The organism is Streptomyces sp. NPDC008238, assembly GCF_042956445.1.
In the GTDB taxonomy this organism is placed as follows: Bacteria; Actinomycetota; Actinomycetes; order Streptomycetales; family Streptomycetaceae; genus Actinacidiphila.
The window spans coordinates 50573-62354 of the sequence record NZ_JBIBGK010000024.1 but is presented as its reverse complement, the minus strand read 5'-3'; the positions used below and the strand labels follow the sequence as shown (position 1 = coordinate 62354).

Below are 11782 nucleotides of genomic sequence, written 5' to 3'. Positions count from 1 at the left end.
AGTGAAAGGGTGTTTCGCGCATGGTCGAGTTCCGCATCGACCGCCGCAGCGGTGTCGCCACGTACCTCCAGATCGTCCAGCAGACCAAACAGGCCCTGCGGCTGGGGCTGCTGGAGCCCGGCGACCGGCTGCCGACGGCCCGCGAGGTCGTCGCGGCGACCGCCGTCAACCCCAACACCGTGCTCAAGGCGTACCGCGAACTGGAGCGCGAGGGCCTGGTGGAGGCGCGCCGGGGCCTCGGCACCTTCGTCCAGAAGTCGCTGGGCGCCGGCCCTGCGGACTCGCCGCTCGCCGGCGAACTGGCCGACTGGATGCGCCGGGCACGCGTCGCCGGCCTCGACCGCGAGGACGCGGCGGCACTGTTCCACTCCGTACTGGACCAGGAGTTCTCCGAGGGAGAGAGATGAACCAGGAAGCGGCCGCCCTCGAGGCGGCCGGGCTCGGCATGCGCTACGCGTGGGGCCGGGACCCCGTCCTGCGGGACTGTTCCTTCCGGCTTCCGGCCGGCCGGATCTGCGCGCTCGTCGGCCCCAACGGCGCGGGCAAGTCGACGCTGCTCGCGCTCGCCGCGGGGCTGCTGCGCCCCACCGAGGGGGAGCTCCGCGTGTACGGCACGACGCCCGGCGCGGCCCGCGCGCGGCTGGCGTACGTCGCCCAGGACAAGCCGCTCCACCCGCAGCTCACCGTGGCGGCGACCCTGCGGCTCGGCGCCGAACTCAACCCGGGCCGCTGGGACCGGGAGGCCGCCGAACGAATCGCCTACGGCGGCGGCCTGACGCCCGGTGCGCGCGTCCGCGCCCTCTCCGGCGGGCAGCGCACCCGCGTGGCGCTCGCCCTGGCCCTGGGCAAGCGGGCCGAACTGCTGCTCCTGGACGAGCCGATGGCCGACCTCGACCCGCTCTCCCGCCACGAGCTGACCGGCGCCCTCATGGCATCGGCGGCCGAGCGCGGCACCACCATCGTGATCTCCTCGCACGTCGTCGCCGAACTCGAGGGCGTCTGCGACCACCTGCTGCTGCTCGGCGGGGGCCGGGTCCGGCTGGCCGGCGACACCGACGACCTGCTGACCGCGCACCGCAGACTCACCGGCACCGGCGCGGACTTCGGCCCCCACACCGTCGTCGAGGAGCACGCCAACGGACGCGGGCGGACCGCGCTGGTCCGCCCCGTAGGGGCGCCGGAGGGCGACTGGCTCGTGGAGGAGCCCACCCTCGAGGAGCTGGTCCTCGCCCATCTGCGCAACCCCCTGACGCCCGCCCTGCTCACCGCCGACGCCCCGCCCGCACCCCGCCAGGAGATCGCCGTATGACCGCCGTCGCCCCCGCCCCCCGACCGCCGCTCCTGCGTGGCGTGCCCTGGTCGGTGCTGCGCCTGCACCGTACGGCGCTGTGGCTGTGGATCGCCTTCGTCGCGGCCGGATCCGGCTGGCTGCTGTGGTCGTACGAGCCGGGCGGAACGTCCCCGGTACCGGGCTCCCCTCCGTTCGACGACTTCGCCGCCCTCCATCTCACCGCCCGCGCGATCCTGCTCCTCCCGTTCGTCGTGGCCGTCTACGCCGGCGGCGCTCTGATCGGCCGTGAGGTGGAGAACGGCACGGCCGCATTCGCCTGGACCCAGTCGGTGAGTCCGGCCCGCTGGCTCGCCGCCAAGCTCGCCCTGCCCGCTCTGCTGCTGACCGCGGGCACGGCGGCCCTGTCCCTCCTCTTCCGGTGGGTGTGGACCTCGGGCGACGCCGCCCGGGCCCCCGGGTGGTACGAGACGGACATCTTCTTCGCCGGCGGCCCCGTCGGGCTCGCCCACGTCCTGCTCGGCCTGGCGCTGGGCGCCCTGGGCGGCCTGCTGATGCGGCGCGCGCTCAGTGGCCTCGGCCTGGCCTTCTTCGCCACCCTCCTGATCCACGTCGTCCTCTCCACGGTCCGGTCCCATTTGTGGCCGACGACCCGGTGGACCGGCCTCCAGGCGGCCCACCTGCCCGGCAGTGCCGACCGGATCGAGGTCGGCGTCGTCACCCCCGACGGAAGATCACTGGCCGGTCCGCAGTGCAATCTGGATCTGCCGACGGATCTCCACCGGTGCCTGGCGGACTTCGGTGCCGCCGACGCCTACGCCGTGGTCCACCCCGCCTCGCACTTCTGGCCGCTGCAGCTCGTCGAGACCGGCATCGTGCTGGCCCTCGCCGTCCTCGTCAGCTGGGCCGCGTTCGCGCTGCTCCGCCGTCGGACGGCCTGAGGCCGGGCCATAGGCTGATCCGCACAGCATCGTCCCGCCCGGCCCGGAGGCCCGATGACCACGGATCAGCTGCCCATCTCCCGCATCCCGCGTACGGGGCTGCCCCGGCACGCGGTCGTCGTGGGCGACCCGGCGCGCGCCGCGGAGGTCGCCGCCCTGCTCACGGAGCCGCGCGAGGTGTCGCACCACCGCGAGTACCGCACCTTCACCGGCGCCTGGAAGGGCACCCCCGTCGTGGTGTCCTCGCACGGGGTCGGCGGGCCGGGCGCCATGTGCCTGTTCCAGGAACTGGCCGAGGCGGGCGTCGGCACGATCCTGCGCCTGGGCACGGCGGGCGCCATCCGCGCCGGCATAGGGGACGGCGACCTGGTGATCGCCGAGGCCGCGGTACGGGACGACGGGGTGACGCAGCAGTTGCTGCCGCCGGAGTACCCGGCGTACGCGGCGCCGGAGGCGGTGCTCGCGCTGCAGCGGGCGGCCCGGGCGGCGGGGGCGCCGCACCACCGGGGCGTGGTGTGGACGCGGGCGGCCTTCCAGCCGGGCTTCCTGCCGCTGCCCGGCGCGGCGTACGCGGCGGCCGGGATCGCCGCGATCGAGATGGAGCTGTCGGCGCTGCTGGTGCTGGCCTCGACGCGCGGCCTGGTGGCCGGCGGGGCGCTCGTCGTCGACGGCGCCAACGCCGACGACCTGGTCGACGTGGAGGCCACGGGCGGCTACGACCCGCACCGGGTGGTGGTCGCCGAGGGGGTCGCCCGCGGCAGCCGGGTAGCGTTGGACGCCTTGCATCTGCTGGCCACCGAGTACGGAAGCGACGAGAAGTGAGCGCTCAGGACGCCGATCTGCTGGTGCACGGCGGCGATGTGCTGACCGTCGACGCGGCGGGCACCGTCGTCACCGACGGCGCGGTCGCCGTGCGGGACGGCGAGATCGTCGCCGTCGGCCCCACCGCGCAGGTGCGCGCGGCCCATCACGCCGCCGAGGAGATCGACGCCACGGGGTGCCTGGTGCTCCCCGGGCTGGTCAACACCCACACCCACCTGGCGATGACCCTGCTGCGGGGCTGCGCGGACGACGTCGACCTGCAGGAGTTCCTGGCCCGGGTGATCCCCCGCGAGGCCGAGCTGCTCTCGCCGCGGGCGGTGGCCGCGGGCGTGCGGGTGGCCGTGGCGGAGAGCGTACGGGCCGGGGTGACCACGGGCCTGGACATGTACTGGTTCCACGAGGCCGCCGAGGAGGCCGCTCGGGCGGCGGGCTGGCGGCTGCTGGCCGGACCGACCTTCATGGACGTGCCCGGGCCGCCGGACGGCCGGCCCTACGGCGACCGGATGGCCTGGGCCGCCGCCGACCTGGCCGCGCGTACCGCCCGGGCGCCCGGCACCCGGCCGGTGGTCTTCGCGCACAGCGCCTACACCCTCGCCCCCGAGCAGCTCGTCGCGATCAGCGCGCTGGCCCGTGAGCACGGCGCGCTGCTGCACGTCCACGCGGCAGAGAACGCGGCCGAGGTCGCGACGGTGGTCGAGGCGCACGGCAAGCGGCCGGTCGAGCTGCTGGACTCCCTCGGCGTCCTCGGGCCCGACGTGCTGTTGGCGCACGCCGTGGACCTGACCGACGGCGAGATCGCCGCCCTGGCCAGGACCGGCACCGCCGTCGCGCACTGCCCGGTCTCCAACCTGAAGCTGGGCTGCGGCATCGCCCGCGTCCCCGAGCTGCTGGCCGCCGGGGTCACCGTCGGGCTCGGCACCGACGGGGTGGTGAGTTCCAACACCCTCGACGTCCTGGGCGCGGTGCGGGCCGCCGCGCTGGTGCACAAGGCCGGCGGCGACCCGACCGCCGTCGGCGCGCAGCAGGCGGTGCGGATGGCGACGATCGAGGCCGCCCGCGCGCTGGGCCTCGCCGACCAGCTGGGCTCCCTGGAGCCGGGCAAGCGCGCCGACCTGGCCGTGCTCGACCTCGGCGGGCCGCACCTCACGCCGCGCCACGACCCCTGGTCGATGCTGGCGTACGCGGCCGCCGCGGCGGACGTACGGGACACCGTCGTCGACGGCCGGGTCCTGATGCGCGACCGGGTGCTGCTCACCCTCGACGAGCCGGCCGCGCTGCGCGAGGTGGAGGCGCTGGAGCTGGAGCACCCCGCGTGACCTCCGCCGTCGAACCCACGCGTGGCTTCACCGGGCGCAGCCGCGCCGCCGACCGCGATCCGCGGCTGCCTCCCGGCCAGTACGACGCCCGCGACACCTGGCCGGTCCTCTCCGCCGAGGTCACGCCCGTGATCGCGGCGGCGGACTGGACGCTGCGGGTGGACGGGCTGGTGGACCGCCCGCACACCTGGGACTGGGACGCGGCGCACGCCCTGCCCGGCTCGGAGTACCGGGGCGACATCCACTGCGTGACCGGCTGGTCCAAGTTCGGCGTGCGCTTCGGCGGGGTGTCGGTCGACGCCTTCCTGGAGGCGGCGCGCCCCTCCCCCGCGGCCACCCACGTCGTCGCCTGGTCCCACACCGGCTACGCCGCCAACCTGCCGCTCGCCGACGTCACCGGCGGCCGCGCCTGGATCGTCTGGGAGTACGACGGCGCCCCGCTCGCCGCCGAGCACGGCGGCCCGGCCCGGCTGGTCGTCCCGCACCTGTACTTCTGGAAGAGCACCAAGTGGATCGCGGGCCTGCGCCTTCTCGACCACGACGAGTCGGGCTTCTGGGAGCAGAACGGCTACCACCACCGGGGCAACCCCTGGCAGGAGCAGCGCTACGCCCATGACTGACCTCGCCGCCCCCGGCGCCGCCCCCGTCCCGGCGTTCGTCCCGCCGACCCGGTTCGCCGTGCCCGGCCGGATCGCGGTCCCCGAGGCCGCGTCCTCGGTCTGGCGGCGCGCGGTGATCACGGACATCCGCCGGGAGACCCCGCGCACCTCCACCTTCCGCCTCGCGGTGCCCGGCTGGGCGGGCCACCGGCCCGGCCAGTACCTGACGCTGCGCCTCACGGCCCCCGACGGCTACACGGCGCAGCGCAACTACTCGGTCGCCTCCGCCCCCGACGCCTCCGGCCACATCGAGCTGACCCTGGACCACGTGGCCGGCGGCGAGGTCTCCGGGTACCTGCACACCGTCGCCCGGCCGGGCGACACCGTCGAGGTCCGCGGCCCGCACAGCGGCTTCTTCGCCTGGACGGGTGACCATCCGGCGCTGCTGCTGGGCGCCGGGTCGGGCGTGGTCCCGCTCATGGCGATGGTGCGCCACCGCCGGCTGCGCGGCCTGGACGTGCCGCTGCGGCTGATCGTCTCGGCCCGCACCCGCCAGGACCTGATCTACGCCGCCGAGTACGGCCCGGAGACGACCGTGCTGCTCACCCGCGCCGAGGGCCGCCTCACCGCCGCCCACCTGGCCCCGCACCTCGCGGATCCGCCGCCCGGCGGCTGGGAGGCGTACGTGTGCGGCGGCAACGGTTTCGCCGAGCACGCCTCGCGTCTGCTGGCGGACGCCGGGCAGCCGCTCGACCGGATCCGCATCGAGCGATTCGGCTGATCAGCGAGGTTCGGGTATCCTCCTCTTTACGTGATCTTCCGGGGCACAACTCCGGGGGACCTCACCGGGACGTGGCGCAGCTTGGTAGCGCACTTGACTGGGGGTCAAGGGGTCGCAGGTTCAAATCCTGTCGTCCCGACGGTGACGCAGCAGTTCGAAGGCCGTGTCCGCAGCAGCGGACACGGCCTTCGCGCGTTCCGCGGCGCGGGAGGCCGCACAACGGTGGAGCAGCACCCCGCGGGGGGCTTCCGGCGCGCGGCCGTGCGGGCATAATGGCCCGATACATCGGATGTCCGGGGAGGCGAGGGGCTCATGGCGGTCACCGACGAGGCGATCGAGAAGATCAAGGGGATGATCGTCTCCGGCGCGCTGCGGCCCGGCGACCGGCTCCCCAAGGAGAGCGAACTCGCCGCGGAGCTCGGGCTGTCGCGCAACTCCCTGCGTGAGGCGGTCCGCGCGCTGTCCCTGATCAGGATCCTGGACGTACGGCAGGGCGACGGCACCTACGTCACCAGCCTGGACCCGCAGCTGCTGCTGGAGGCGCTGAGCTTCGTGGTGGACTTCCACCGCGACGACACCGTCCTGGAGTTCCTCGCGGTGCGCCGCATCCTGGAGCCCGCGGCGACGGCGATGGCGGCCACGCGCATCGCCGAGTCCCAGCTGGAGGCCCTGACCGAGCAGCTGGAGGCACTGGGGACGACGCCGTCGGTGGAGGAACTGGTCGCGTGCGACCTGGAGTTCCACCGCGGCATCGTGCAGGCCTCGGGCAACTCGGTGCTGTGCTCACTGCTGGACGGGCTGTCGGGACCGACCACCAGGGCGCGGATCTGGCGCGGGCTGACGCAGGAGGACGCGGTCAGCCGCACCCTGCACGAGCACCGGGCGATCCTGGCGGCCCTGCGGGACCGGGACGCCGAGGCGGCGCGGTCGTGGGCGACGGTGCACGTCGCCAGCGTGGAGCAGTGGCTGCGCTCCACGCTCTGACTCCCGGCGGGCGAACCGCACGGCGCCGGGGCGCGTCCGGTCCTTCGTAAGAGTGATCGAAAAGAGGGATCGGATGAATCCACGCTTCAGGCTGCGCCTGCGCCGCCCCTCGGCCCGCACGCTGCGCCGCGGCGCGCTGACGGCCGTCCTCGTCGTCCTCCTCCCGGTGCTGGCCGCCGGGGTCGCCCTGCGGCTGGAGTACGCCGGCGACCCCTCCGGCGCCGGGGCCGACCGCGGCCGGAACGCGGTGTGGCTCGGGCACGCCTGGGTCGACGGGGAACGCGACGACGCCGACCTCGAGGCGCTGGCCCGGGAGTTGCGCGGCAGCGGCACCCGGGACCTGTACGTGCACACCGGGCCCCTGGAGTTCGACGGCCGCCTCGACGCCGGCCTCTACCCGCGGGCGCGGGACATGATCGGCCGGATGCACGCCGCGCTGCCGGGGGTACGCGTCCAGGCGTGGCTCGGCCAGGTCCTGTCCCACGACGGTTCCGAGGGCCTGCACCTGGACGACCCGGCGACCCGCGCCCGGGTGGCCGGCAGCGCCGCCCAGGTCCTGGCGGCCGGCTTCGACGGCGTCCACCTGGACCTGGAGCCGATGTACTCCGACGACCGCGGCTTCCTCACGCTGCTGGACTCGGTGCACCGGCTCACCGCCGCCCGCGGCGCGCCGCTGTCGGTCGCGACCCACCAGATCGACCCGCTGCCCTCGCTGCACTCGGTGAGCGGCCCGCTGTTCAACCACCCCAAGTGGTGGTCCCAGCACTACTTCGCGGAGGTGGCCCGGCGCGTGGACCAGGTCGCGATGATGACCTACGACACCGCCCTGCCGCTCGAGAGCCTCTACGGCGGCTACGTGGCGCAGCAGACCGCGCTCGCCCTGGAGGTGACGCCGCAGGACACCGACCTGCTCGTCGGCCTGCCCGGCTACCACACGAACAACCTGGGCCGCCACGCCTGGGCGGAGACCGTCACGGCCGCCGTGCGCGGCGCCCGGCTCGGCCTGGCCCGCCAGGCGCCCTCGCGCGAGCGCTTCGGCGTCGCGCTGTACGTCGACTTCGCCGCGACCCCGGCGGACTGGGCCGCGTACCGCTCCGCGTGGAGCGGTGGCTGACCGGACGCGTACGTCCGATGACTCTGGGGATCATCCCCCTAACGAAGGCGGCGGCACCTGTCCCGCGAAGCCGTAGGCTGGTGCAGCACGCGAAGGAACGGCAGCCGGCGGGGGTGGCACCATCCCCCTTCCGGCCGGAAGGAGGCGCTGGGTGATCGAGCTCGAGGGGGTTCCCGAGCTGATCGACCCGGTCATGGTGGCCGCGTTCGAGGGCTGGAACGACGCCGGGGACGCCGCCTCCGCCGCGGTCGGGCATCTGGACCGGGAGTTCAAGGGCGAGGTGTTCGCCGCGCTGGACGCCGAGGACTACTACGACTTCCAGGTCAACCGTCCCACGGTCTGGATGGACGGCAGCACACGGCGGATCACCTGGCCCACCACGCGGCTGTCCGTCATCCGCATCGAGACCCCCAAACCACGCGACCTCGTCCTCGTACGGGGCATCGAGCCCAGCATGCGCTGGCGCTCGTTCTGCAACGAGATCCTGGGCTTCGCCCATGAGCTCGGCATCGAGATGGTGGTGGTGATGGGCGCCCTCCTGGGCGACACCCCGCACACCCGTCCGGTGCCGGTCACGGCCGTCACCTCCGACCCGGACCTGGCGACCGCGCTCAGCCTGGAGGAGTCCCGCTACGAGGGCCCCACCGGCATCGTCGGCATCCTCCAGGAGGCCTGCACCCACGCGGGCATCCCGGCGGTCAGCCTGTGGGCGGCCGTGCCGCACTACGTGTCGCAGCCGCCGAACCCGAAGGCGACGCTGGCGCTGCTCAACCGTCTCGAGGACCTGCTGGACCTGCGCATCCCGCTCGGCGAGCTGCCGGAGGACGCCCGTGCCTGGCAGGTCGGCGTGGACCAGCTCGCGGCCGAGGACAGCGAGGTCGCCGAGTACGTCCAGACACTGGAGGAGGCCCGCGACACCGCGGAGCTCCCGGAGGCCTCGGGCGAGGCCATCGCCCGCGAGTTCGAACGCTACCTGCGGCGCCGCGACCCCCAGTCGGGCGAGTCCGAGGCGGGCCCGTACCTGCGGGACATGTCGCAGAAGCCGAAGGACGACCGCGAGGAGAAGGAGGACGGCGCCGACGGGGAGTGACCCGTACGGCACGTCAACGAACACGGCCCGGCCGCCGCCCCGCACAGGGGACGGCGGCCGGGTCGTTTCCGCGGGAGCCCCCGGGGCAGGGCCCGGGGAACTCCCGCCGCGTCAGAGCGCGACGCCGAGCAGGGCGTCCACGGCGCGGGAGACCAGGCCGGGGGCGCCGGTGTCCGTGCCGCCCTCGGTCTCCTGCCGGGCGGCCCAGCGGTCGACGGCGGCGAGCGCGGCGGGGGCGTCCAGGTCGTCGGCGAGGGCCTCGCGGATCTCCTCCAGCAGCGCCTCGGCCGGCGGGCCGTCGGGCCGCGAGACGGCGGCGCGCCAGCGGGCCAGCCGCTCCACCGCGCCGGCGAGGACCTCGTCCGTCCACTCCCAGTCCTGGCGGTAGTGGTGGGCCAGCAGGCTGAGCCGTATGGCCGCCGCGTCCACCCCGTCGCGGCGCAGCTGGGAGACGAAGACCAGGTTGCCCTTGGACTTGGACATCTTCTCGCCGTGCAGCGCGACCATGCCGGCGTGCACGTACGCCTTCGCCATGGGGAACTCGCCGGTGAGCACCTGGGCGTGCGAGGCGCCCATCTCGTGGTGCGGGAAGGCGAGGTCGGAGCCGCCGCCCTGCACGTCGAAGCCCATGCCGAGGTGGTCGAGGGCGATCGCCACGCACTCGATGTGCCAGCCGGGGCGTCCCCGGCCCAGGCTGCCGCCGTCCCAGCTGGGCTCGCCCTCACGGGCGGCGAGCCACAGGACGGGGTCCACGGGGTTCTTCTTGCCCGGGCGGTCCGGGTCGCCGCCGCGCTCGGCCGACAGGGCGCGCATGGCGGCCGCGTCCAGGTGGGAGACGCTGCCGAAGTGCGGGTCGGAGTCGACGTGGAAGTAGATGTCGCCGTCCAGTTCGTACGCGGCGCCGCCCTCGCGCAGCCGCTCGACCAGCGGGACGATCCCCGGGATGGCCTCGACGGCGCCGATGTAGTGGGCCGGCGGCAGCATCCGCAGGGCGGTCATGTCCTCGCGGAACAGGGTGGTCTCGCGCTCGGCGAGGGCCGTCCAGTCCTCACCGGTCAGGCCGGCCCGCTCCAGCAGCGGGTCGTCGACGTCGGTGACGTTCTGGACGTACTGGACCTGGCGCTTCGTGTCGAGCCACACGCGCTGCACGAGGTCGAACGCGTTGTAGGTGGCCGCGTGACCCATGTGGGTGGCGTCGTAGGGGGTGATCCCGCACACGTAGATGCGGGCGACCGGACCGGGGCTCAGGGTTACCGGGCCACCGGTCGCGGTGTCGTGGAGGCGGAGGTCGCGCCCGGTGCCCGGGAGGGCAGGGACGTCGGAAGCGGGCCAGGCATGCATGTCATGAGATTAACCGCCCGCGTGATCCACAAACGAACGGTGGGTACGCCCGGGGCGCCCGGCCCCCGGGTCAGATGGGCGGCCAGGGGATGGCGGGCCACTCCCCCGAGGGCTCGGGATGACGTCCCGAGTCGAGCAGCGCGGCGACACGGGCGCGGAGCGCGTCGAGCTCGTCCGCCGTGATGAGTTCCGCCAGCCGGGCGCCCAGACCCCCGTCGGCGAGCTCCGCGGAGAGCTTGCCGAGGACCTCGACGGTCTCGTCGGTGAGCGGTTCGCCGGCCCAGCCCCACAGGAGGGTGCGCAGCTTGTTCTCCGTGTTGAACGTCACGCCGTGGTCGATCGCGTACAGCTGCCCGTCGGCGGCCGGCAGCAGGTGGCCGCCCTTGCGGTCGGCGTTGTTGATCACGGCGTCCAGGACGGACAGCCGGCGCAGCCGGGTGTCGTCGGCGTGCACCAGCAGCGCGGTGCGGCCCTCGCCGACCTCGGCGAAGCCGACGGCCTTCCAGCCCTCGCCCGCCTCCTCCCCCTCGACGAGGGCGAGGAGCCCTTCGCCGCCCTCCTCGGGGGTCTCGATCCACAGCTGCACCATGCCCTCGCCGTACGGCCCGTCCCGCAGCACGGTCGGCGGCACCAGGCCCCAGCCGGTGGCCTCGGAGACCAGGTACGCGGCGACCTCGCGCTGGGCGAGCGTCCCGTCCGGGAAGTCCCACAGCGGCCGCTCGCCGGCGACCGGCTTGTACACGCAGTGGGCACGTACGCCGTCGTGCTCGACCGCGCAGTAGAGCACGGCGTTGGAGGCGTCCCGCAGCCGCCCGCGCACGGTCAGTTCGCCGTGCGCGAGCAGTTGGCCGGCTATGTCCCCGCTCAGGCCGTCGCCGACCGCCGGTACCCGTTCTGACGCGGGCATACGTGTCCTTCCGGATCCAGGGGCAGGCTGCACAGCGGGCAGGGCGGGCGGCCGGCCGCGACGACGTCGAGGGCGCGCTTGGCGAAGGAACGGGCCTGGGCACCGGTCAGGCGCACCCGCAGCAGCGGGGGTCCGTTCTCGTCGTCCTGCAGGAGCATCTCCTCGGCCGCCTCGAGGTCCTCCTCGTCCTCGGCCTCGATCTCGACCAGCGCCTGGGCCTCCAGGATCATCCGCTCCTCGGCGCCGTCCCAGGCCAGTGCCATGGTGCCGACCCGGAACTCCTCCTCGACGGGGACCTCGAGCGGCCTGCTGTCGAGCAGCTCCGTGGGGGCGACGGCGGGCACGGGGGCGGCGCCGCCGGTGCGGCGCACGACCTCGTCCAGCAGCTCGTCGATGCGCTCGGCGAGTGCCTCGACCTGGGTCTTCTCCAGCGCGACGCTGGTGGTCCGGCCGGCGGCGCTCGCCTGCAGGAAGAAGGTGCGTTGGCCCGGTTGGCCCACGGTGCCGGCGACGAAGCGTTCGGGCTTGTCGTAGAGGAACACCTGACGAGGCACGTCCTGCTCCGTTAGTTCGGTGTCTTCGCGGTTCGGTCCACCCTA

Annotated in this window: 13 protein-coding genes and 1 tRNA gene; 11 read left to right on the top strand and 3 right to left on the bottom strand. The window is 74.4% G+C overall.

The features are described from left to right. The first annotated feature begins 20 nt into the window (after positions 1-20). The 11 genes from ACFZAU_RS33120 to ACFZAU_RS33070 all read left to right on the top strand — a co-directional run bounded on the left by ACFZAU_RS33120 (position 21) and on the right by ACFZAU_RS33070 (position 8935). Positions 21-407, top strand: a complete 387-nt coding sequence (locus ACFZAU_RS33120; RefSeq protein ID WP_500465947.1) for a GntR family transcriptional regulator — start codon at positions 21-23, stop codon at positions 405-407. Beyond that, positions 404-1309 (top strand): ABC transporter ATP-binding protein, encoded by a 906-nt coding sequence (locus ACFZAU_RS33115; RefSeq protein ID WP_500555238.1) that lies wholly within the window; start codon positions 404-406, stop codon positions 1307-1309. The genes ACFZAU_RS33120 and ACFZAU_RS33115 overlap by 4 nt, the downstream gene beginning before the upstream one ends. Next, the gene (locus ACFZAU_RS33110; protein WP_500555237.1) at positions 1306-2229 is read left to right on the top strand and encodes an ABC-2 membrane transporter-related protein; all 924 of its coding nucleotides are present in this window, start codon (positions 1306-1308) and stop codon (positions 2227-2229) included. Before ACFZAU_RS33115 ends, ACFZAU_RS33110 begins: the two co-directional genes overlap by 4 nt. 54 nt (positions 2230-2283) lie before the next feature. Next, a complete protein-coding gene (locus tag ACFZAU_RS33105; protein ID WP_500555236.1) occupies positions 2284-3051 on the top strand; it encodes a phosphorylase family protein in 768 nt (255 codons plus the stop codon). Then, positions 3048-4367 carry an amidohydrolase gene (locus tag ACFZAU_RS33100; RefSeq protein WP_500555235.1) on the top strand — a complete coding sequence of 440 codons (1320 nt, stop codon included), beginning with the start codon at positions 3048-3050 and terminating at the stop codon, positions 4365-4367. Before ACFZAU_RS33105 ends, ACFZAU_RS33100 begins: the two co-directional genes overlap by 4 nt. Then, entirely contained in the window at positions 4364-4987 is a 624-nt protein-coding gene (locus ACFZAU_RS33095) for a sulfite oxidase-like oxidoreductase (RefSeq protein WP_500555234.1), read from the top strand. The genes ACFZAU_RS33100 and ACFZAU_RS33095 overlap by 4 nt, the downstream gene beginning before the upstream one ends. After that, positions 4980-5747 (top strand): ferredoxin reductase, encoded by a 768-nt coding sequence (locus ACFZAU_RS33090; RefSeq protein ID WP_500555233.1) that lies wholly within the window; start codon positions 4980-4982, stop codon positions 5745-5747. The genes ACFZAU_RS33095 and ACFZAU_RS33090 overlap by 8 nt, the downstream gene beginning before the upstream one ends. Before the next feature lie 65 nt (positions 5748-5812). Beyond that, a tRNA-Pro gene (locus ACFZAU_RS33085) sits at positions 5813-5886 on the top strand. A gap of 173 nt (positions 5887-6059) precedes the next feature. Continuing rightward, positions 6060-6731 (top strand): FadR/GntR family transcriptional regulator, encoded by a 672-nt coding sequence (locus ACFZAU_RS33080; RefSeq protein WP_499603626.1) that lies wholly within the window; start codon positions 6060-6062, stop codon positions 6729-6731. Between the two features lie 73 nt (positions 6732-6804). Next, entirely contained in the window at positions 6805-7845 is a 1041-nt protein-coding gene (locus ACFZAU_RS33075; RefSeq protein ID WP_500555232.1) for a glycoside hydrolase family 18 protein, read from the top strand. A gap of 151 nt (positions 7846-7996) precedes the next feature. Next, positions 7997-8935, top strand: coding sequence for a PAC2 family protein (locus ACFZAU_RS33070; protein ID WP_500555231.1), 939 nt, complete (start codon positions 7997-7999; stop codon positions 8933-8935). 111 nt (positions 8936-9046) lie between these two features. Here the strand turns inward: ACFZAU_RS33070 and mshC are convergent, their stop codons facing one another. From mshC to ACFZAU_RS33055, 3 genes are all read right to left on the bottom strand, one after another. Next, positions 9047-10276 carry a cysteine--1-D-myo-inosityl 2-amino-2-deoxy-alpha-D-glucopyranoside ligase gene (gene mshC / locus ACFZAU_RS33065; protein ID WP_500465937.1) on the bottom strand — a complete coding sequence of 410 codons (1230 nt, stop codon included), beginning with the start codon at positions 10274-10276 and terminating at the stop codon, positions 9047-9049. A gap of 70 nt (positions 10277-10346) precedes the next feature. Next, on the bottom strand, positions 10347-11183 hold the full coding sequence (locus ACFZAU_RS33060) for an SCO1664 family protein (RefSeq protein ID WP_500465936.1): 837 nt from the start codon (positions 11181-11183) through the stop codon (positions 10347-10349). Continuing rightward, entirely contained in the window at positions 11141-11737 is a 597-nt protein-coding gene (locus tag ACFZAU_RS33055; RefSeq protein WP_499603634.1) for a DUF3090 domain-containing protein, read from the bottom strand. The genes ACFZAU_RS33060 and ACFZAU_RS33055 overlap by 43 nt, the downstream gene beginning before the upstream one ends. Between the last annotated feature and the right edge of the window lie 45 nt (positions 11738-11782).

What these genes read in the sequence shown, in the direction of transcription:
- ACFZAU_RS33120 (WP_500465947.1), top strand. Translation starts at nt 21, where the DNA reads ATGGTCGAGTTCCGCATCGACCGCCGCAGCGGTGTCGCCACGTACCTC.
- ACFZAU_RS33115 (WP_500555238.1), top strand. Translation starts at nt 404, where the DNA reads ATGAACCAGGAAGCGGCCGCCCTCGAGGCGGCCGGGCTCGGCATGCGC.
- ACFZAU_RS33110 (WP_500555237.1), top strand. Translation starts at nt 1,306, where the DNA reads ATGACCGCCGTCGCCCCCGCCCCCCGACCGCCGCTCCTGCGTGGCGTG.
- ACFZAU_RS33105 (WP_500555236.1), top strand. Translation starts at nt 2,284, where the DNA reads ATGACCACGGATCAGCTGCCCATCTCCCGCATCCCGCGTACGGGGCTG.
- ACFZAU_RS33090 (WP_500555233.1), top strand. Translation starts at nt 4,980, where the DNA reads ATGACTGACCTCGCCGCCCCCGGCGCCGCCCCCGTCCCGGCGTTCGTC.
- ACFZAU_RS33080 (WP_499603626.1), top strand. Translation starts at nt 6,060, where the DNA reads ATGGCGGTCACCGACGAGGCGATCGAGAAGATCAAGGGGATGATCGTC.
- ACFZAU_RS33075 (WP_500555232.1), top strand. Translation starts at nt 6,805, where the DNA reads ATGAATCCACGCTTCAGGCTGCGCCTGCGCCGCCCCTCGGCCCGCACG.
- mshC (WP_500465937.1), bottom strand. Translation starts at nt 10,276, where the DNA reads ATGCATGCCTGGCCCGCTTCCGACGTCCCTGCCCTCCCGGGCACCGGG.
- ACFZAU_RS33060 (WP_500465936.1), bottom strand. Translation starts at nt 11,183, where the DNA reads ATGCCCGCGTCAGAACGGGTACCGGCGGTCGGCGACGGCCTGAGCGGG.